The organism is Nannocystis pusilla (assembly GCF_026626665.1).
GTDB classification, from domain to species: domain Bacteria; phylum Myxococcota_A; class Polyangia; order Nannocystales; family Nannocystaceae; genus Nannocystis; species Nannocystis pusilla.
This window is the reverse complement of record NZ_JAPNKE010000002.1, coordinates 10,580,601-10,600,465: the sequence shown is the minus strand read 5'-3', so window position 1 is coordinate 10,600,465 and position 19,865 is coordinate 10,580,601. Positions and strand designations below refer to the sequence as shown.

The following is a 19,865-nucleotide window of genomic DNA, read 5'->3' as shown; positions in this document are numbered from 1 at the left end:
TCGATGCCACCGCGTACCTGCGCGAGGGCCCGCTCGCCGAGGCGCTCGCGCCCAGGTCCGGCGGCCTGACCGCCGACAAGGTCGCGGTGCAGGCGGTCGCCGAGTCACCGTCGGTCGCCGCCAAGGAGGCCCAGATCCAGGCCGCCGCGGCCAAGCTCGATCAGACGATGATCGCCTTCCTGCCGCAGCTCTCGGGCAAGGCCGGCTACACCCGCCTGTCCAAGGCCGCGATCAACTTCGGCGGCGGCTACAGCGTCGGCGCCGCGACCGGTCCCGAGCCCGGCGGCGACCCGATCCCGATCGGCATCGGCCCGTGCGCGATGGGCTCGCCGCAGATGTGCACGGTCGACCCGAACACCGGCCAGCCGCTCACGCTGGTGGTCGCGCCGCCGTTCAAGATCCAGATCCCGCTCAACTCGTACTCGCTGCAGGCCCAGCTGTCGGTCCCGATCTCGGACTACATCCTGTCGCTGGTGCCGGCCAAGCGCGGCTCCGAGACCCGCCGCGACGCCGTCGCCCTCGCCCGCGACGCCGAGCGCATCAAGGTCGAGACCGACGCCCGCCTCGCCTACTACAACTGGCTGCGCACGGTCGCCTCGGTGGTCGCCGTCGAGGACTCGCTGCGCCGCGTCAAGGCGCGCGCGCTCGACGTCGAGAACCTGTTCAACGCCGGCAGCGCGACCAAGGCGGAGGTGATGCGCCTGACCGCCCAGATCGCGCAGATCGAGCAAGCGATCAACGACGCCCGGGTGTTCCGCACGACCGCCGAGCAGGGCCTGGCGATCATGCTCAACGACCAGGACCTCGACTTCTCGCCGGGCGAGGACGTCATCGACCTGCCGCCCGACATGGCCGACCTCGGCAACCTCGACAGCCTGATCCGCGAGGCCCACGACAAGCGGCTCGAGCTCAAGTCGATGGAGAAGAGCATCGGCGCGGTCGACTACGGCATCAAGGCGACCCGCGCCGGCTACTTCCCGCGCCTCGACGCGTTCGCCGAGGCCACCTACGCCAACCCGAACCAGCGCTTCTTCCCGCTGGCGCCGGTGTGGCGCGGGTCGTGGTCGGTCGGCGCCCAGCTGACCTACTCGCTCAACTCGGCCCTGCGCACGCGCGCCGAGATCCGCGAGTACAAGGCCAACAAGCGCGAGCTCGTGGCCCAGATCGAGGTCATGCGCCGCGGGATCGCCATGGAGGTGACCCAGGCCTACCTCGCCCGCAACAAGGCGATCGCCGACATCGAGCTCAGCGCCCGCACGCTCGAGTCCGCGGTCGAGGCCTACCGCGTCGCCACCGAGCTGTTCGCCGTCGGCTCCGCCACCACCAACGACATCATCGACGCCGAGGCCGACCAGCTGACCGCGATCCTCCGGATCGTCAACTCGCGCATCGACCTCCGCACCGCCAACGCGCGCCTGCTCTACGCCACCGGGCGTATGAAGCCCAACAACGTCCAGGTCTACGACACCCGCGACAAGGCGACCCGCGGCTGAGCGACCTCGACCGCATGTCCGAAGGGGCATGTCCGCCAGGACATGCCCCTTTCGTCATGCGCGAAGGACATGCTCCTGCGAGCATGTCCTGGCGACCGCTAGCCCTGCGGGGCCGGCAGCGGGCCCGACGCGGCGCCGCGGCGGACCATGTCGACGCGGCGCCACAGCGCCTCGAGCAGCTCCGGCACGCCCTCGCCGGTGCGGGCCGAGATCGGGAACAGCGGGATGCCCTGGGCCCGCAGCAGCTTGCGCAGCGGTCCCATCGCCTCCTGGCCCTCGGGCGTGTCGATCTTGTTGAGCGCGACCACCCGCGGCCGGCCCTCGAACATCGTGCCGTACTGCGTGAGCTCCTTCTCCAGCGCCTTGAGGTCGGCCATCGGGTCGCGGCCGGGCGTCGGGTCGGGCGAGAGCAGGTGCAGCAGCACGCGCGTGCGCTCGAGGTGGCGGAGGAAGTCGAGGCCGAGGCCGCGACCCTCGCTGGCGCCGTGGATCAGGCCCGGCACGTCGGCGACCACCAGCGAGCGCTCGCCCGCCAGGGCGACCACGCCGAGCTGCGGCACCAGAGTGGTGAACGGGTAGTCGGCGACCTTCGGACGCGCGCGGCTGATCGCGCGGATGAAGGTCGACTTGCCGACGTTGGGGAAGCCGACGATGCCGACGTCGGCCAGCAGCCTGAGCTCGAGCCGCAGCCAGTACGCGTCGCCGCCGACGCCGGGCTCGGCGAAGTCGGGCGCGCGGTTGGTCGAGCTGCGGAAGTGGACGTTGCCGCGGCCGCCGAGGCCGCCGTGGGCCACCACCAGCTCCTGGCCGTGGAAGGTCAGGTCGCCGAGCTGCGCCCCGGGCTCGAGCTCCGTGTCGCGGCGCTCCTTCTCGGCCTGCGCGCGGCGGATCGGCCCCGACTTCTGGACCCGCACCGGCTCCGGGATGTCGGTGCCGTCGTCGGTCCAGGTGATCGCGCCGATCTGGTCGAGCTCCTCGTCGAGGCTGTCGGCCAGCCACGGCGGACGCTCGCCGGGCTCGCCCGCCAGCGCCTCGAAGAACACCGTCGTGCCGACGGGCACGCGGATCCGGAGGTCGTTGCCCGAGCGGCCCGTCATCTTGTTGGGGCCGCCGGGGCGCCCGCTCTCGGCCGCGAAGTGCTGGCGAAATTTCAGGTCCAGCAGCGTCGTCAAATGATCGTCGGCGACAAAGACGACATCGCCGCCCTTGCCGCCGTCACCGCCCGCGGGACCGCCGTCGGGCACGAACTTCTCACGGCGCCAGCCGACCAGCCCGTCGCCGCCTCGCCCTGCGCGGACGACGATCCGGACCTGGTCGATGAAGCGCATCGCTCACTCCGCAGCGGCGGCAGTGTCTGCCTGGGCCGCGAGCGGGTCGATGGCGATGAACGCCTTGCGCTCGTGGCCGCGCTTGTAGAAGCGGACCGTGCCGTCGACCAGCGCGAACAGGGTGTAGTCCTTGCCGGTGCCGACGTTCGGGCCAGCGTGGAAGCTGCTGCCCGCCTGGCGGACCAGGATGTTGCCGGCGCGCACGACCTCGCCGCCGAACCGCTTCACGCCGCGGTTCTGCGCGTTCGAGTCGCGGCCGTTCTTGATCGAACCTTGACCTTTTTTGTGTGCCATCGTCGTTCTCCAGCGGCGCGGTTCAGCCGGTGATCGAGGTGATCTTCACCTCGGTGTAGGCCTGCCGGTGGCCCTGCTTCTTGCGGTAGTTGGTGCGCTTGCGGAACTTGTAGACGATGAGCTTGGGCCCGCGCCCGTGGCTCACGACCTTGGCCTCGACCTTGGCGCCCGAGACCAGCGGCTTGCCGATCTTCACGGCGTCGCCCTGGCCGACGAGCAGCACCTCGAAGTCGATTGTGGCGCCGGCTTCCACCGGGAGCTTCTCGACGCGGAGCACGGAACCGGTGCTGACGCGGAACTGCCGCCCGCCGGTACGAATGATGGCTTGCTGGTTCTCAGACACGAAGCGCTCGCATTCTCTGGGGCGATCCGCCCGCCCGCGCGGCAGCCAGATGGTGGCTGCGACCGCCCGGATCGTTCTTCGAGACCCCCGCCGGGCGCGAGGAACAGGCTTATATGCGTGGCCGCCCGGGCCGGTCAAGCCGCGGGGGCGCGGTCGAGGTCACGCGCGCGTCCGCGCACGGACCGCCGACGGCTTCAGGCCCGGCGGCGCCGGCGGGCCCGGTGGGCCAGCCACAAGCCGAGGAGCGGCAAGCCGAGCGCGCTGCCCGCCCCCTGGTCGGTGCTGCGGCACTCGCACCCGCCCTTGTCGTCGGCGCCCGGACCCACTTCGGAGGTGCTGCCGTCGCTGGCAGATCCCCCGGTGTCGTCGGAGTCGGAGTCGACGCCGGCAGTGGTGCCCTCGCTGTCGCCCTCGCTGTCGCCCCCGGTGCTGGTGGGCGGGCTCGGCGTGCCGACGAGGATCGTCAGCTTGTCCTGGACCACGTGCTCGGCGTGGTCCTCGGCCTCGAGCACGACCTCGTAGGTGCCGGCCTCCAGGTTGGAGAAGTACCAGGCGCCGACCTTCTCGTAGTCGACCTCGTCGAGCGCGACCTGGCCGTCGCGGCTGACCTTGATGCGCCAGCCGACGCCGCCGTAGTTGTCGTGGATGTCGGCCTTGACCTCGATGTTGGCGCCGACCTCCAGCTCGATCACGTCGCCGTCGGGCAAGATGTTGACCGTGGGCGGCTCGGTGTCGGGCTCGGGGGTGCCGAAGATCTTGTTGAGCTCCGCGAGGTCGTTCTGCTGCTCGCTGTCCACGCCGCAGTAGATCTCGTGGATCAGGCGGCAGCCGATGGTGCCGGGGCCCTGACACTGCTCCTCGCACAGGGCCTGGCAGTTGTCGCCGAAGTGCTTGTTGTTGCCGGCCTGGTAGCTCATGATGCGATCGCTACCGAGCGTGTGGTCGAGGCCCCACGCGTGGGCGACCTCCTGGCTGATCGTCGCCGAGCTGCTGTCGAACGCGTAGACCACGTTGCGCTGGTCGCGGTCCTCGCAGTCGGTGCCCAGGGCGACGCCGCCGGCCGGGTCGCTGATGTTGGTGTCGGACCACGAGCCGCCGACCATCGCCATCGTGTAGGGCACGGTCTTGCTCGGGCGGTTGAGGTAGAGGACGCGGACGCCGAGCGTCTCGAGGTCCTGCTGGACCGCCTGGATCAGGGTCAGCGCGGTCGCCTCCGAGCCGTTGAACACCGGGTACGGGTGGTTGTGGCGGGCCAGCGTCGACTTGTTCTCGGCCGAGTTGTCGTCGCCGGCCTTGAGCATGCCGCCGTTGAAGTTGAGGAACACCGTGCCCTTGCGCGGGTACTGGTTGCCCTCGATGTCCTCCCAGGCCGGCAGCGGCTTTGGGTCGATCTGCTTGCGGCCCTCGGCGATCTCGCGCCGCTGCACGACCTCGCCGATCTGCACCCACCCCTCGGGCAGCTGCCCGGGCGCCTGCGGCTCCGACGCGCGCGCGCTCAGGGGCAGCGAGTCGAGCAGCGACAGGTCCGGCTGCTGGACCGGTTCGGCCACGAACTTGCCACGCGCCTGCAACACCTCGCGCATGTCGTAGTGATGCGCGCCGGTGGCCATCTTCGCGTAGGGGTCGTATCGCTCGCCGTCGGCGGCCGCGGCGACCGCCGGCAGCCCGACCGTCACGCCGCAGAGGAGGAGAATTGCGTCTGCCTTCAAAGCCATGTCTCCGCTCCTGCCCGCGCGCCTGGCGAGCTACGAGAACCCATCATACGAACATTCCCTTCGAGCACGCGTGGCGAGATGCACGCCCGCCTCGATTTTCGCTAAACTCTGGGTCCTCCCCGGACAATGTAGGATATTTCACACCCATGACTACCCTACAGCCTTCGACCGCGCCGCGAGCCCTCAAGAGCCTCCGCCATGCGCGATGGACCGTTGTTTGGATGTTGCTGGGGGCCGCCCTCGGGGCTCCCGGCTGTGCCACCTCACGCGTGGAGCCTGCGCGATCTCCCGCGGAAGCCTCGCTGGACCCGCAGGACGGCGGCGGGGGCGACGCCTGCGAACGCTGGCCTGCCTCGCAGCGCAAGGAGATCGCGGCGGTGCAGCCGCACGTGAAGTCGGCGGCGAAGAACAACAAGCTCGACCCGCGGCTCATCAACGCGGTGATCTGGGTCGAGAGCAAGTTCAACGCGCGTGCTCGCGGCCCCGGCGGCACGCAGGGGCTCATGCAGCTGATGCCGTCGACCGCGCGCGAGCTGGCGAGCAGCCTCGGCGAGCGCTCGCGTCCGCTCGACCCCGGCTTCAACGTGCGCGCCGGCAGCCTCTACCTGGCCCGCATGATCCGCAAGTTCGACGGCAACACCGACCTCGGGCTGGCCGCCTACCACGGCGGGCCCGGGCACGTGCTCAAGTGGCGCAAGGCCGGCAAGCGCGGCGTGCCCGAGGGCAGCAAGAAGTACGTCGAGAAGATCAACGCGGCCAAGAAGATGTTCTGAGGGCCCTGCCCTCGCGGACAGAGCCCTCAGGACAGGGCCTTTCGGACATGCCCGCCTGGACATGTCCGAAGGAAGCTGCGCTCAGCGGGACGCGCTCTTGCCGGTCTTGTCGAGGAACTCCTCGTAGTTGCCGGGGAACAGGTCGTAGCCCTTGTCGCCCTTGAGCTCGAGCACCTGGGTGGCGACCTCGGAGACCATGGCGTGGTCGTGGGACACGAAGATGAGCGTGCCCTCGTACTTCTGCATCGCCTCGGTCAGCGCGCGGATCGACTCGAGGTCGAGGTGGTTGGTCGGCTCGTCGAGCAGCAGCAGGCTCGGCTTGATGAGCGTCATCTTGGCCAGCAGGAGGCGCACGGTCTCGCCGCCGCTGAGCGCCTTGACCGGCTTGTCGGCGTCCTCCGAGGGGAACAGCATGCGCCCGAGCAGGCCGCGGATCTCCTCGACCGTCGACTTCGGGTCCCACTGGTACAGCCACTGGAACGCGGTCCGGTTCTCGACGTTGCCGAGCCCGTCCTCGTGGTCCTGCGGCAGGTAGCCGAGCACGACCTCGTGGCCGAGGGTGAGCTTGCCGCGGTCGGGCTCGTAGGTGCCGGCGATGCACTTGAGCAGGGTGGTCTTGCCGATGCCGTTGGGCCCGACGACCGCGATCTTCTCGCCCCGGGTGGCGTTGAAGGTGATGTCCTTGAGGACAGGCTTGCCGTCGAACGACTTCCACAGGCGGTCGACCGACAGCGCCAGCTTGCCGCTCGGGGCCTTCTGGTCGAAGCGGATGAACGGCCGCTGGATGTTGCTGCGCTTGAGGTCGACCAGCTCGATCTTGGCGATCGCCCGCCGCCGCGACTGCGCCTGGCTGGCCTTCTTGGCGTTGGCGCCGAAGCGCTGGATGAACTCCTTGAGCTCGGAGATCCGCTTCTGCTTGCTCTGGTTGTTCTTCTCGGCCGAGATCCGGTACTGGATCTTCTGCCGCAGCATGTCGTCGTAGCCGCCGGTGTACGTGATGATGTTCTCGTAGTCGACGTCGGCGGTGTGGGTGCACACCTCGTTGAGGAAGTGGCGGTCGTGCGAGATGACGACCAGCACGCCCTTGTACTCGAGCAGGAAGTTGGTGAGCCAGTGGATCGACTCGAGGTCGAGGTGGTTCGTCGGCTCGTCGAGCAGCAGGATGTCGGGGTTGCCGAACAGCGCCTGGGCCAGCAGCACGCGCAGGCGCATGCCGCCGGTCAAGGTCGACAGCGGCAGCTCGTGCTCGGCGGCCGGGATGCCGAGGCCCTCGAGCAGCCGCTCGGCCTCGGTCTCGGCGCCGTAGCCGTCCTCCTCGCTGATGACCATCTCGAGCTCGCCGAGGCGCATGCCGACCTCGTCGCTCATGTCGCCGCTGGCGAGCAGCTTCTCCTTCTCCTCCATGGCGTCCCACAGGCGGCGGTTGCCCATGATGACGACGTCGCGGATCCGGCAGCCCTCGAAGCGGAAGTGGTCCTGGTGAAGGACGGACAGGCGCGTCCGCGGCGGCTTCCACACCCCGCCCTTGTCGGGGTCGAGCTCGCCGGCGAGGATCTTCATGAAGGTCGACTTGCCGGCGCCGTTCGCCCCCGTCAGACCGTAGCGGTGACCGGGCTCGAACGACGTCGTGACGTCGTCGAACAGCACCTTCCCGCCGTACGACTTGGTGATCTCAGATACCGTCAACATCGCTGGCTTCCTCGCAAATAACCTCGTTCAGGGCCGCGCCCCGATCGGCGACGATCGTTAGGCGCCACAAGGCCCCGAGGCCGGCACGCCGCTTGCCGGGCGCGCCGGTGCGTGGTTAGCTTGCGGGACTTGCACCGGCAACGCCCAATCCTCCTCGCCGTGAGCCTGGTCGCGGTCGCAGTCTGGGCGGTTCCTCACGAGGTGCAGGCCTGCAGCTGCATGCCGCCACCCGCGCCCACGGTCGCCCGCGACCAGGCCGAGGCCGTGTTCGAAGGCCGCGTCGAGACCGTCCAGACCTCCGACGGCACCGGCATGGTCCGCTACGCGCTCGCCGTCCAGCGCGTGTTCAAGGGCGACCTGCCGGCGTCGACGACCCTCGTGACCCGCTCGAGCAGCGCCGCGTGCGGCCGCAGCTTCGTGCTCGGTAAATACCTGGTCTACGCCCACCGCACCGCCGAGGGCGATCTCGGCGACACGATGTGCTCCCGCACCCGCCAGATGGGCACCGCCGACGAAGATCTCGCAGCCCTCGGCGCCGGCACGCCGCCCCCGCCCCGGCTTCGCCGGAGACGCAGAGCCGCGAACCGCCCCGGATCGAGCCCCCGGCCCCGCCGCCGGCCCTGGACGCCCCGGCGCCGGCCACCCGCCGCGGCTGCGACCTGGCCGCCAGCGGCCCCGCTGGCCTCGCCGGCCTCGCCCTCCTCGCGCTCCTTCCTCGCCGACGCCGACCCCCGATGTGCGCGAGCCCGCGCACGCAGGCCGCTGTCAGCGAGCCCGGAGCCTGATAGCCTTCGCGCCCGCCTGGGCGGCATGCCCTGGAGCCACCGCGACCGTCGCCGACGGCCGGGATTCCGTGCATGCTTGCGCCAGCCTGGAGACCGCCCTGATGTCGTTTGGCCTGTTCCGCGTCCCCGACCCCGTCAACGAAGCCGTGCGCACGTACGCGCCCGACACGCCGGAACGGGCTTCGCTCAAGGCCACCTACGCCGAGCTCGCCAATAAGAAGTTCGACCTGCCGCTGTGGATCGGCGGCAAGGCGGTGCGGACCGGGAACATCAGCCCCATCGTCTGCCCCCACCAGCGGAAGGCCGAGCTCGGCGGGTTCCACCAGGCCGGGACCCGCGAGGTCGGCGACGCCATCGCGGCGGCACAGGCGGCCCGCGGCGAGTGGGCGGCGATGCCGTGGGACCAGCGGGCGGCGATCTTCCTGCGAGCGGCGGCGCTGCTGCGCGGGCCGTTCCGCGACCGGCTCAACGCGGCGACGATGCTGAACCAGTCGAAGACCGCGCACCAGGCCGAGATCGACGCGGCCTGCGAGCTCATCGACTTCTTCCACTTCAATGTCCACTACCTGACGCAGCTTTACGGCGAGCAGCCGATCTCGTCGCCGGGCACGTGGAACCGCGTCGAGTACCGCCCGCTCGACGGCTTCGTGTTCGCCGTGACGCCGTTCAACTTCACCTCGATCGCCGGCAACCTGCCGACGGCGCCGGCGCTGTGCGGCAACACGGTGGTGTGGAAGCCGGCCTCGACCGCGGTGCTGTCGGGCTCGGTGATCATGGAGCTGCTGCAGGCGGCCGGCCTGCCCCCGGGGGTCATCAACTTCGTGCCCGGCTCGCCCGCCGCCATCGGCGAGCAGGTGCTGGCCCACCGCGACCTGGCCGGCGTCCACTTCACCGGCTCGACCCCGGTGTTCAAGCAGATGTGGCGGTCGATCGGCAACAACATCGACAACTACGTCAGCTATCCGCGCCTGGTCGGAGAGACAGGTGGCAAGGACTTCGTGTTCGCCCACCCGAGCGCGGACGTGCAGTCGCTGGCGCACAACCTGCTGCGCGGCGCCTTCGAGTACCAGGGCCAGAAGTGCTCGGCCGCCTCGCGGGCCTATATCCCCGACAACCTGTGGCCGCAGGTGCGGGAGCACCTCGGCGACGGCATCGCCAGCATCAAGGTCGGCGACGTCAGCGACTTCACCAACTTCATGGGCGCGGTGATCGACGCCCGCGCCTACGCCAAGCTGCGCGAGGCGATCGAGGAGGCGCGCAGCCGCCAGGGCGGGCGCGTCGGCGAGGTCATCGGCGGCGAGAGCGACGACAAGACCGGCTTCTTCATCCGCCCCACGGTCATCGCCGGGGTCGAGCCGGAGTACCGGACGATGAAGGAGGAGCTGTTCGGGCCGGTGCTGACGATCCACATCTACCCGCAGGCGCGCTTCGAGGAGACCCTCGCGCTGTGCGAGCGCGGCAGCGAGTACGCGCTGACCGGCGCCATCTTCGCCGAGAACCGGCAGGCGATCGTCGACGCGACCCGGACGCTGCGCCACGCGGCCGGCAACTTCTACATCAACGACAAACCGACCGGCGCCGTCGTCGGTCAGCAGCCGTTCGGCGGCAGCAAGGCCAGCGGCACCAACGACAAGGCCGGCAGCCTGCTCAACCTGGTGCGGTGGATCTCCCCGCGGACGATCAAGGAGACCTTCGCGCCGCTCCGCGACTTCCGCTATCCGTTCATGAACGCCGGCTAGAGCGACCTCCTCGGCCGCGCAGCGGGCGGAGCGCATCCGCGCCTCGACTTCGTCTACCTTCGCCCGTAAGCCAGTCCCGAGGACCCCTCATGCGTCACGTCATCCTGCCCGCCTGCGCGTCCTTCGTCCTGCTCTTCGGGGCATGTTCCAACGGCAAGGCGACGGAGTCCGAGTGCGCCCAGTTCGCGGCCCACTTCGAGAAGCTGATGAGCGGCGGAGCGGGCGCGGCCGAGGCCGACAAGACCACGCAGCTGGCCAAGGACATGGCGAAGGACCTGCAGGCCAAGTGCCTGAGCGAGGGCACCTCCGCCGAGGTCCGCTGCGCGCTGGCGGCCGAGTCGATGGAGGCGCTGCAGCGCTGCGGCGACCCCAAGTGAGGCGCTGATGGCCACGGACCGGGCCCCGGACGCGCGCGGCGTCGTCGTCGGCGTCCACGTCAACCCCGCGGGCGGGGTGCCGAAGTACGCCGTCGGCCTCGCGCTCGTGACCAGCAGCGGGGTCGCGGGCGACCGCCAGCTCGACCTCAGGCACCACGGCGGCCCCGACCGCGCGGTCTGCCTGTTCGCGCTCGAGCGCATCGAGGCGCTGGCCGCCGAGGGCCACCCGATCGCCCCCGGCACCACCGGCGAGAACCTCACGATCGCCGGCCTCGACTGGGACCGCGTCGGCGTCGGCGACCGCCTGGCCGTCGGCGACGACGTGCTCCTCGAGATCACCGGCCCCGCCCCGCCCTGCAACACCATCGCCGGCTCGTTCAAGGGCGGCGAGTTCAAGCGGATCTCCGCCAAGCTGCACCCCGGCTGGAGCCGCCTCTACGCCCGCGTCCTGCGCGAGGGCGTGGTCCGCGAGCGGGCCACCGTCTGTCTGCTCGGACAGGGCGTTTAATACATGCCCAATCGGGCATGTCCATGCGGACATGCACGAAGGGGCATGCCCGAACAGACATGCCCCTTCTCGCTCGCCGGCAGCGGGCTCAGCAGCCGCCGCGCTTGCGCCGGCGCAGGCTACTGAAAAACCCTTCTTCGGCTCGGCGACCGACTCGCCGCCGAGCTCGGCGAGCTCGCGCAGCAGGTCCTCCTGGTCACCCGACAGCTTGGTCGGCACGGTGACCTCGACGTGGATGTGGTGGTCGCCGAAGCCGCGGCCGCCGATGACGGGCACGCCCTTGCCCTTGCGGGAGACGACGTGGTTCGGCTGGGTGCCGGCCTCGAGCTCGAGGTCGATGTCGCCGGACAGGGTCGCGGCCTTGACGGTGCAGCCGAGCGCCGCCTGGACCATCGAGATCGTGACCTTCGAGTGGACGTCGTACTCGTCGCGCTGGAACCGCTCGTCGGGCTGGACCGCGACCTCGACGTAGAGGTTGCCGGCCGGGCCGCCCTTGGCGCCGGCCATGCCGCGCCCGGGGATCCGCAAGGTCTGGCCGTCGTCGACGCCGGCGGGGATGTTGACCTTGAGGGTCGCCTCGCGCTGGACCGCGCCGGTGCCCGAGCAGGTCTTGCACGGCGTGGTGATCATCTGCCCCTGGCCCTGACAGCGCGGGCAGGTGGTCTGGATGGTGAAGAAGCCCTGGCGGTGGATCACCTGGCCGTGGCCGCCGCACTGACTGCAGGTCTGCGGCTTGGTGCCGGGGGCCGCGCCGCTGCCGTTGCAGTCCTCGCAGGCCTCGCGGCGCTGGACCGTGAGCTCGCGCTCGACGCCGGACACCGCCTCGGCGAACGGGATGACCACGCGGGTCTTGAGGTCCCCGCCGCGCTGCGGGCCGTCGCGGCGGCCGCTGAACCCGAGGTTGCCGAACAGGTCGCCGAACAGGTCGCTGAAGCGGCTGAAGATCTCGTCGGTACCCTGGAAGCCGGAGAAGCCGGCGCGCGACGGGCCCTCGTGCCCGTATTGATCGTAGAGCCGACGCTTGTCGTCGTCGCTCAAGACCTCGAACGCCTCGGCCGCCTCCTTGAACTTCTCCTCGGCCTCGGGATTGCCGGGGTTGCGGTCGGGATGCCACTGCATCGCGGCCTTGCGATAGGCGCGCTTGATGTCTGGCGCGGGGGCCGTTTTTCGACCCCGAGAACCTCATAGTAATCGCGTTTTGCGGGCACCGCGCGCGAGAAGCTAAACACCTGCGTGGTCGCTGTCAACGACGGCTCCCCCGAGCGGGCGAGGCCCGCCGTGCGGACCGCCACGCGCTCAGCGGAGCGCGCGCGGCGATGACGCTTGTGGTAGCGTGGCGCCCCCGAGGACACTGCCCGATGCACAAGACTGCTCTCATCCGCGCGCTCGTAGCGACCACCTGCGCACTCCCGGTCCTCGCCGGCGGGTGCAAGGAAGAACCGATCCCGCTGTTCGACGAGCAAGGCACCTGGGTGCTCTCGCTGTTCGCGCTCGAAGACGGCGACGCCATCAGCGACTTCGGCTCCGGCCTGCGCCAGGAGAAGTACATGATCTTCTTCGACAAGGAGGCGAAGATCGTGGCCACCGCGGCGTGCAACGACTCGATGGGCGAGCAGGGCTTGAAGGCGAGCCAGTGCGACCTGGCCGCGGAGCAGGGCGGCTACTACTGCCGCTGCTTCGAGTACGAGTACGACGAGACGGAGATGCTCTGGACCGAATTCGTGCCCAAGGGCCAGCCGGCGCCGCCGGAGCCGAGCGAGGAGGACATCGCCGCCGGCGTGGTGCTGCCGAAGAACGGGGTCCGGATCCAGCTCGAAGAGTACAGCCCGGAGACGTACAACGAGACCTACCGCTACACGCCGCTGCCGTTCGGCGTGTTCGACAGCAACGGCGTGACCTCGCAGTACGTGTTCCAGGGCCGCAGCGAGGCGTTCTTCGACGGGACCGGCTGCCGGAAGGTGTGCGGCATCGCCGGCGAGCCCGAGATGTGAGCCGCGCGCCGTTCCCTCGCCGGAGCGCTTCCGCTATCCTCCCTCGCGGAGGCGCTCGGCTCGCTGGTGCGGCCCCCGGTCTTCAACACCGGAGTGGGGTGCGAGGAGCGCCCTGGGCAGGTTCGATTCCTGTGCGCCTCCGATCTCCTCGGCACTGACGCATGTTCGACCCCACCTCCGGCCTGCTCGCGCTCCTCGTCGCCGTCTTCGCGTCCGCCGGCCTGCTGGTCGCCGCCCTCGGCGGCGCGCCGCGCTGCGCGGCCTGGCGCAGGCGTTCCGCCCCAGCCGCGCGCGGCTCCGCCTGTGGGCCGGCGCCGGCCTCGGCGCGGTCGTCGGGGCCGCGTTCGCGCTCGCGGCCGGCGGCCCCGGCGCGCTCGCCTGGTGGTGGCTGGCCGGCCTGCTCGGCGCCGGCCTCCACTGGGCCGAGGCGCGCCTCGGTCCCGACCTCGAAGATGATGTGTCCGAAAGTTCCGGTCGCTTCGGACATGTTTTGAAGTACATGTCCGCTTGTGCAGGTCTGGCCGCCGCCCTCGCCGCCGGCGGGCTGCTGCTGGCCCAGCAAGGCGGCGAGGTCCTGCGCGACGGCCTCGGCCTGGCCCCGTGGGCGGCCGGCCCGCTGCTCGCCGCGATCGTGCTGGCGCTCGCGCTGGTCGCTCGCCGTCGCCCCGGCGGCGACGACCTCGCCGGCGTCGGCCTGCTCGCCGGCTTCGCCCTGATCGCGTGGGCCACTCTGGCGCTGGCCGCCTTGCTGGCCGCCCCGGGCGCGCTCGCGGCTGGCCTTTCGACCATGGTCCGAGAGGCATGGACCGGCGAGGCCGCGCTGGCCGGCGCGCTGGTGGCCGCGGGCCAGGCTGTCCTTTGGAGCAGCTTCGCCGCGGGCCCCGGCACGGGCGGCGCGGCGGGCGGTGACCCGGCCGAACCCGCCGAAGGGGTGGTGGCCGTCGCTCCGCTGACCGCCGCGGCGGCGACCCTCGCCGGCCTGCTCGTGCTCGCCGGCGGGGACCCGCGCGCGCCGATGTTCTCCGCCGAGCCCAGCCCGTTGCCCGGCGCGCCGGCCGGCGCGGTCGCGCTCGAGCAGCACCTCGGGGTCGGCCTGCAGCCGAGCGACTACGGTCAGACCATCGTGCTGGCGGACGGCCTCGGCCTCGAGGCGGGCAAGCGCTACGAGGTCGTGCTGCGCGCCAGCCCGCGGGGGCACCGGGCCGGCGAGATCATCACCGGCGAGAACATGGTGGTGGTGCCGGCCTACGCCGTCGCGGCCGACGTCGACGCCGTCATCCTGCGCGACAAGGACCCGACCCGCGCCGGCAACCCCGGCTTCGACGTCCACGTCGCCTGCACCCGCGAGCACGTGACGACCCGCGTCGGCGAGTTCTACAAGCTGCGCCCGCGCGACCCCAACATCAACCTGTTCCAGCTCATGCGCGCGCGCGGCCTCGACGGCCCGTACGTGCCGCTGCGCGACTATCACTTCACCGCCAGCGTCCGCGCCGCCGTCACCCTCGGCAGCAACCAGACCCGCCACCTCCTCTACGAGGAGTCGCGCCCCGACGACGCCCCGGCCGACCCCGCCCTGCGCGAGCTCATCACCCTCGGCTACGCCGGCCCGTACCTCGACCCCGGCGGCGCGACCGAGGCCCCGCCGCTCGCCTTCGCCGGCGCGCCGGGGGCCTCGTTGACCCTCGACGAGCGCGTCCATCTCCGCCTCGACCCGCCCGCCCGCGGTCTGGAAATCGGGTTCGTCAATCGCCTCGGCGAGCTCGAGGTCCCGCCGTGGGATCTGCTCGCCGGCGCCACGCTCGCCGTGTTGCCTCACCGCGACGATCCGCAGCTCGACCTGCGCGTGCCGGTGCAGAGCCGCCTCGCGTTCGGCCGCCTGCGCTTCGCCAGCGCCGACCCCGCGATCGCGTTCGGCGAGCTGGCCACGACTCATCCCGACCATGGGGTCCCGCGCCTGGTGCCGCCGAGCCACCGCTTCGCCGCCGAGGCGCGGGCGTCCACTCGCGTGCCGCCGCCGCGCCCCGCGGGTCCGGTGTTATCCCGCTTCACCGCGATCTGCGTCCGGCCGGCAATCCGGGCTACTCGCTCTACACGCCGCACCCGGCCGAATTGCTGCTGGCGGGCATGCAGGCGCCGGTGCGCGACCAGTTCGGCGCCGCCCAGGTGCTGCCCGGCCTCACCGCGGCGCTCGGCCGCACGGGGGCGGTCGCCGGCGGGCTCGTGCTCGGCGTGCTCACCCTCGCGGGGCTGATGTTCTGGCTGCGACAGGGCCAGCGCTTCGCTGCGCGCTGCTTCGGCGGCGGCGAGGCAGGGGTCGCGCTGGTGTTCCTCGTCTGCGTCGTCGCCGGCCCCGCGTGCGATCCGGCCGCGCTGCTGCGCATCGCCGTGCCGGCGGTGGCCCTCTGCGCTGTGCTCGGGCTCACCGTCATCCTGGTCCGGTCGCCGCGGCTGCGACGGCGCTGAGCGCACGCGTCCGCTCGTCTCGCCTCGGGGTCTTCATAGGCCCTAGCACCGCGACGATTCGCCGCGCTTGTCGGGCCCGCGCGCGCCGGATAGCGTGTCCTTATGACGCGCCCTCAGCTCTCGATCTCCGCAGCCTTAGCGCTCGTGCTCGCCCCTGCGTGCGGCGACGACACCGGCGCCGCCACGGCCAACATGGCCTCCAACGTCAACGTGACCGACGACGAGCCCGAGGGCGGGCTCACCGAGGACGAGTCCGAGTCCGACAGCGTCGGGACGACCACCGCCGAGCCGGAGCCGTTCGTGCCGGTGCCGGCGGTCGGCGGCATCGAGCTCGAGTGGGTCGAGGCCAACCAGGGCATCGGCGTGGCGATCGGCCGCGACGGCGCGGGCGTCGGCGGGGCCGACCGCACCTCGTACCTGCTGCAGAACCGGCTCACTCTGGTCCGCGCCTTCTGGAAGAAGCTGCCCGAGGACTGGGTGCCGCGCGAGATCGAGGCGCGCCTCATCATCTCGGGCTACCCCGAGGGCGAGAAGGTGCTGAAGAGCAAGGCGGTGGTCGAGGGCGAGTCGTTCGTCGGCAACCTCGAGAAGAGCTTCTACTGGGGCCTGATGCCGGCCGAGGTCATCCCCGGGCTCAAGTACCGCATCGAGCTGTGGGAGACCGAGAAGGGCTGGGCGCAGATCGATCCGTCCACGCAGCCGGGCAAGAACCCGCCCAACCTGCCGCTGTCCGGCAACACCTTCATCGGTGTCGAGGACAGCTACCAGATCATGAAGGTGACCATCGTCCCCTACAACTACAACTTCGGGGAGTGCAAGACGACGCCGGACACCTCGGCGGAGCAGATGAAGCGGTTCGAGAACTACATGTTCATGATGAACCCGATCGAGAAGCTCGAGATCACGATGCACGAGCCGATCGATTGGCAGGGCGAGCTGACGAACTTCGGCCAGCTCAACCAGTTCATGGTCGACCTGCGCCAGCAGGACGGCGCGCCGCCGGAGCAGTACTACTTCGGCTACGTCGACGTGTGTTCGGGCGGCCTCGGCGGCGCCGGCGGGCAGGCGATCGACATCCCGAGCGGCGCCAGCAAGAGCGACGCGTGGAAGCGGATCTCCTCGGGCCTGTCGCTGCCGGGCAACCCCGAGTACGCGGCCGAGACCTTCGTCCACGAGGTCGGCCACTCGCAGGGCCGTTATCACATCGCGTGCAGCGGCGAGGCCGGGACCGACAACACCTATCCGATCCCGGGCGGCGACATCGGCGAGTGGGGCTTCGGCATCGTCAACTTCAAGCTCTACCACCCGACCGTCCACAAGGACTACATGACCTACTGCCACCCGGTGTGGGCCTCGACCTTCGGGTGGAACAAGGTCTATCCGACGATCCAGCAGCTCAGCTCGTGGGACATGGACGGCGCCCCCGCGCCCGAGGACGACGGCGCGATCCTCCTCGGCATGGTCTACCCCGACGGCACCGAGTCGTGGGTCACCACCCCGGGCGCGGTCGACGAGGCCAACCTCAGCGCCGTGCAGAACGTCGAGTTCTTCGCCGGCGGCGAGCAGCTGGCCGTCCACGCCGCCGAGGTCCGGCCGCAGCCCGACAGCGACGTCGTCAACATCGTCGTCCGCCTGCCCGAGGGCTTCGACGACGTGACCCAGATCGCCCGCGTCGCCGACGGCAAGCGCACCGTCACCAAGGCCGAGCACATCAAGATCAGCCACAAGTACCGGTCGCTGCCCCTGACGAACGAGTAGCGCCTGGCGCTCCGGTCAGGTCCGAAGGGACATGTCGATCGCGACATGTCCCTTCGTGCATTCATGGCACCGACCCGCGGGCGCACGAAGGGCCCCGGCGCGGGCGCGCCGGAGCCCCGGGGCCCTGCCGGCGCCGGCTCACGCGCGCTTGCACGAGCGGCGGATGCCGAACACGCCGAGCAGCAGCAGCGAGCCCCACAGGCCGCGGGTGCCGCCGCCGTCGGCGACGCAGCCGCAGCCGTCGTCGTCGAGCTGGCACTGGCCGTCCGCGCCCGGGGCGCCGCCGTCGGGGCACTGGCCGTCGGTGTCCGAGGCACTCTCGCCGCAGTCCTCGGGGCAGCTCTCCTCGGTCTCGTTGGGGTCGCACACGTTGTCGCCGCACACGCCGCAGTCCTGCGGGCAGGTCTCGCCGCCCGTCGGCTCGCAGACGCCGTCGCACATGCCGTCCGTCTCGCCGCAGTCCGCCGGGCACACCTCGCCGGCGTCGCAGGTGCCGTCGCCGCACATCGAGCCGGAGTCGCTGTCCGTGCCCGCGCAGTCCTCGGGGCAGGTCTCGTCGGGGTCGCACACCCCGTTGCACGGGCAGTCCTGCGCGCAGTTCATGTTGTTCTCGGCCGGCTCCTCGCACATGCCGTTGCCGCAGGTGTTCTCGCACTGCACGCACGTGGCCGAGTCGTCGTCGCAGGTCTCCCACTCCTGGACCACGCCGTCGCCGCAGTCGTCCGGGTCGACCTGCAGCTCGACCGTGAACGGACCGACGCAGGTGCGGTTCGTCGCGGCATCGATCGCGCAGTACTGCCAGGTCAGGGTGTCGGTCTTGCTGCCGTTGTAGGGCACGGTGAAGCCGACCCGCCACAGCGCCTCGCCGAACCAGATCGACGGGGCGATGTACTTCTTCGGGTCGTTGTCGGCCATCGTGACCAGCTCTTGCGGGTCGGCGAGGCCGAGCGCGAACTCCATGTACGGCAGGCGGCGGCCGTGAGCGGTGAGCGTCGCGCCGTCGCCGGTCAGGTTGAGGTCGCCCAGGTTCGCGTCGAACAGGTAATCGTGCCAGTGGCTCGGCGTCTTGTAGTCGTTGACGCGGGCCTCGAAGCCGGCCTGCTTGCCGAAGAACAGCAGCGCGCCGAGCTTGTCCTTGATGTTGTCGTCGTAGATCCGCGGCACCGTCGTGTCGACGGGCACGCCGTCGGCCGGGTCGTCGCGGCCGAAAAGCACGAAGTTCGGCAGCGCCGCGTCGCGCGAGGCCAGCGCGACGTCCTCGCGCATGTCGTGGTTGAAGTCGGCGAACATCAGGCCGAACGTCTGCGCCAGCTCGGGCACCACCGGGAACGCCGCGTCCATCGGCACCGCGGCCGGCGCGAACTTGCTGCCGTTGTTGAGGAACACCCGCGAGTTCTTGTCGTTCGGCCCGAGGCGCAGGCCGGTGGTCACGAAGTCGGGCGTGCCGTTGTTGTCGAAGTCGAGCGTCGCGGCGTCGAAGTCGAGCTTCGGCGGGTTGTTGACGATCTCCCAGAAGTTGTTCGGGTTGTCGGCGAAGTCGCCGCTGCCGTCGTTGATGATCACCGAGTTGCGCTTGGCGCAGTAGTCGATGCCCATGATGTCGACGCAGTTGCCCATCTGGCCGACGCCGTCCTGCAGCGTGACGACGTCGACGAAGCCGTCGCCGGTGAAGTCCATCGCCGTGAAGCCGGCGTTGACCTGCTTGGCGATGTTGCTCTCGAGCGCGGCGATCGGCAGGTGGGTGAAGTTGCCGTCGCCGTCGTTCTTGAGCACGACCGCCCAGCCGACGCCGCGGGTCGCGACCAGCACGTCGAGCGCGTAGTCGTTGTCGATGTCGGCCAGCTCCATGTCGAACGACCACACCGCCCAGCTCTCCATGCCCATCGGCAGGTTGGCCGCGCCGTCCTCGAAGGTGCCGTCGCCGTTGCCGAGCCACAGGCGCAGCGACGCGCCCTGGTCGACCGGGTCGCCGTACGGCTGGCTCGAGCCCCAGTCGGTGGCGACGATGTCGAGGTCGCCGTCGCCGTCGACGTCGCCCAGCTCGAGGTCGCCGATGCTCTTGTTGAGGCTGGGGCCGATGTCCTGGCGGGTGAAGGCGCCGTTGCCCTCGTTGACGAGGACGTAGCTCTGGCCGGTGAAGTTGACGCCGACCACGAGGTCCGCGTCGCCGTCGCCGTCGACGTCGCCGGCCTTGATCGCGTAGGCGTTGTCGGGGTCGTCGAACACGCCGCCCTGCTCGGTGAAGCCGGTGCCGCCGTTGTTGATGAACAGCTGGTTGGGCTGCGCGTTCTGGTCGCCGCCGGTCGCGTCGCCCGAGCTGTTGGCGAACACGACGTCGACGAAGCCGTCGCCGTTGACGTCGACCAGCTCGACCTTCTGGGTGATGTACCCGGAGTCCGACAGCTGGACGTTGTTGTCGAGCGCCCACGGGGCCGCGCCGGCCAGCGCCGGCAGCAGCGCCGTCGACACGGCCGTGACGGCCTGGAGCACGCGACCCGGACGAGGACAGGAGATGGACCTAATGCGAGCGTCGAACATGGCGTTTCACTTTCAAGCGAGGGGATTACTTCGTCAGCGAAAGACAGGTCAAAAATCGAACGGGGCCGAAG

General features: G+C 70.6%; 15 protein-coding genes, 1 tRNA gene and 1 pseudogene. 10 read left to right on the top strand and 7 right to left on the bottom strand.

Annotation, left to right across the window (positions count from 1 at the left end; translation table 11 throughout):
• Positions 1–86: 86 nt before the first annotated feature.
• Positions 87–1,493, top strand: a complete 1,407-nt coding sequence (locus OV079_RS46885) for a TolC family protein (RefSeq protein WP_267776526.1) — start codon at positions 87–89, stop codon at positions 1,491–1,493.
• A 98-nt stretch (positions 1,494–1,591) separates the two neighbouring features.
• On the opposite strand, the gene OV079_RS46880 is transcribed toward OV079_RS46885, so the two are convergent.
• From OV079_RS46880 to OV079_RS46865, 4 genes are all read right to left on the bottom strand, one after another.
• Positions 1,592–2,821, bottom strand: a complete 1,230-nt coding sequence (locus tag OV079_RS46880) for an Obg family GTPase (RefSeq protein WP_267776525.1) — start codon at positions 2,819–2,821, stop codon at positions 1,592–1,594.
• Between the two features lie 3 nt (positions 2,822–2,824).
• Positions 2,825–3,115 (bottom strand): 50S ribosomal protein L27, encoded by a 291-nt coding sequence (gene rpmA, locus OV079_RS46875; RefSeq protein WP_267704272.1) that lies wholly within the window; start codon positions 3,113–3,115, stop codon positions 2,825–2,827.
• 22 nt (positions 3,116–3,137) lie between these two features.
• Positions 3,138–3,458, bottom strand: coding sequence for a 50S ribosomal protein L21 (gene rplU, locus OV079_RS46870; RefSeq protein WP_267776523.1), 321 nt, complete (start codon positions 3,456–3,458; stop codon positions 3,138–3,140).
• A 194-nt stretch (positions 3,459–3,652) separates the two neighbouring features.
• Positions 3,653–5,173 (bottom strand): MYXO-CTERM sorting domain-containing protein, encoded by a 1,521-nt coding sequence (locus OV079_RS46865; RefSeq protein WP_267776522.1) that lies wholly within the window; start codon positions 5,171–5,173, stop codon positions 3,653–3,655.
• 221 nt (positions 5,174–5,394) lie between these two features.
• Here OV079_RS46865 and OV079_RS46860 point away from each other — a divergent pair, with 221 nt between their 5' ends.
• Positions 5,395–5,946, top strand: a complete 552-nt coding sequence (locus OV079_RS46860) for a lytic transglycosylase domain-containing protein (RefSeq protein ID WP_267776521.1) — start codon at positions 5,395–5,397, stop codon at positions 5,944–5,946.
• Positions 5,947–6,027: 81 nt separating this feature from the next.
• Here OV079_RS46860 and OV079_RS46855 read toward each other — a convergent pair whose 3' ends face one another.
• The gene (locus tag OV079_RS46855) at positions 6,028–7,635 is read right to left on the bottom strand and encodes an ABC-F family ATP-binding cassette domain-containing protein (RefSeq protein WP_267776520.1); all 1,608 of its coding nucleotides are present in this window, start codon (positions 7,633–7,635) and stop codon (positions 6,028–6,030) included.
• Between the two features lie 886 nt (positions 7,636–8,521).
• Here OV079_RS46855 and pruA point away from each other — a divergent pair.
• From pruA to OV079_RS46840, 3 genes are all read left to right on the top strand, one after another.
• A complete protein-coding gene (gene pruA, locus OV079_RS46850) occupies positions 8,522–10,159 on the top strand; it encodes an L-glutamate gamma-semialdehyde dehydrogenase (protein ID WP_267776518.1) in 1,638 nt (545 codons plus the stop codon).
• An 89-nt stretch (positions 10,160–10,248) separates the two neighbouring features.
• A complete protein-coding gene (locus tag OV079_RS46845; RefSeq protein ID WP_267776517.1) occupies positions 10,249–10,536 on the top strand; it encodes a hypothetical protein in 288 nt (95 codons plus the stop codon).
• Positions 10,537–10,543: 7 nt separating this feature from the next.
• Positions 10,544–11,044, top strand: a complete 501-nt coding sequence (locus OV079_RS46840; protein WP_267776516.1) for an MOSC domain-containing protein — start codon at positions 10,544–10,546, stop codon at positions 11,042–11,044.
• Positions 11,045–11,245: 201 nt separating this feature from the next.
• Here the strand turns inward: OV079_RS46840 and dnaJ are convergent.
• Positions 11,246–12,163 (bottom strand): annotated as a pseudogene (dnaJ, locus tag OV079_RS59740) (molecular chaperone DnaJ); the annotation flags it as partial.
• A 239-nt stretch (positions 12,164–12,402) separates the two neighbouring features.
• On the opposite strand from dnaJ, the gene OV079_RS46830 reads away from it, so the two are divergent.
• The 5 genes from OV079_RS46830 (at position 12,403) to OV079_RS46810 (ending at position 17,256) form a co-directional block, all read left to right on the top strand.
• Positions 12,403–13,035: a hypothetical protein gene (locus OV079_RS46830; protein WP_267776515.1), complete on the top strand. Its 633-nt coding sequence runs from the start codon at positions 12,403–12,405 to the stop codon at positions 13,033–13,035.
• Positions 13,036–13,082: 47 nt separating this feature from the next.
• Positions 13,083–13,178, top strand: a tRNA-Sec gene (locus OV079_RS46825).
• 314 nt (positions 13,179–13,492) lie between these two features.
• Positions 13,493–15,286: a hypothetical protein gene (locus tag OV079_RS46820; protein WP_267776513.1), complete on the top strand. Its 1,794-nt coding sequence runs from the start codon at positions 13,493–13,495 to the stop codon at positions 15,284–15,286.
• A complete protein-coding gene (locus tag OV079_RS46815) occupies positions 15,265–15,498 on the top strand; it encodes a hypothetical protein (protein ID WP_267776512.1) in 234 nt (77 codons plus the stop codon). The genes OV079_RS46820 and OV079_RS46815 overlap by 22 nt, the downstream gene beginning before the upstream one ends.
• A 144-nt stretch (positions 15,499–15,642) precedes the next feature.
• On the top strand, positions 15,643–17,256 hold the full coding sequence (locus OV079_RS46810) for a hypothetical protein (protein WP_267776511.1): 1,614 nt from the start codon (positions 15,643–15,645) through the stop codon (positions 17,254–17,256).
• A gap of 138 nt (positions 17,257–17,394) precedes the next feature.
• Here OV079_RS46810 and OV079_RS46805 read toward each other — a convergent pair whose 3' ends face one another.
• The gene (locus OV079_RS46805; RefSeq protein WP_267776510.1) at positions 17,395–19,725 is read right to left on the bottom strand and encodes an FG-GAP-like repeat-containing protein; all 2,331 of its coding nucleotides are present in this window, start codon (positions 19,723–19,725) and stop codon (positions 17,395–17,397) included.
• Positions 19,726–19,865: the final 140 nt, after the last annotated feature.

What these genes read in the sequence shown, in the direction of transcription:
- pruA (WP_267776518.1), top strand. Translation starts at nt 8,522, where the DNA reads ATGTCGTTTGGCCTGTTCCGCGTCCCCGACCCCGTCAACGAAGCCGTG.
- OV079_RS46865 (WP_267776522.1), bottom strand. Translation starts at nt 5,173, where the DNA reads ATGGCTTTGAAGGCAGACGCAATTCTCCTCCTCTGCGGCGTGACGGTC.
- OV079_RS46845 (WP_267776517.1), top strand. Translation starts at nt 10,249, where the DNA reads ATGCGTCACGTCATCCTGCCCGCCTGCGCGTCCTTCGTCCTGCTCTTC.
- OV079_RS46840 (WP_267776516.1), top strand. Translation starts at nt 10,544, where the DNA reads ATGGCCACGGACCGGGCCCCGGACGCGCGCGGCGTCGTCGTCGGCGTC.
- OV079_RS46860 (WP_267776521.1), top strand. Translation starts at nt 5,395, where the DNA reads ATGTTGCTGGGGGCCGCCCTCGGGGCTCCCGGCTGTGCCACCTCACGC.
- OV079_RS46880 (WP_267776525.1), bottom strand. Translation starts at nt 2,821, where the DNA reads ATGCGCTTCATCGACCAGGTCCGGATCGTCGTCCGCGCAGGGCGAGGC.
- OV079_RS46855 (WP_267776520.1), bottom strand. Translation starts at nt 7,635, where the DNA reads ATGTTGACGGTATCTGAGATCACCAAGTCGTACGGCGGGAAGGTGCTG.
- OV079_RS46830 (WP_267776515.1), top strand. Translation starts at nt 12,403, where the DNA reads ATGCACAAGACTGCTCTCATCCGCGCGCTCGTAGCGACCACCTGCGCA.
- rpmA (WP_267704272.1), bottom strand. Translation starts at nt 3,115, where the DNA reads ATGGCACACAAAAAAGGTCAAGGTTCGATCAAGAACGGCCGCGACTCG.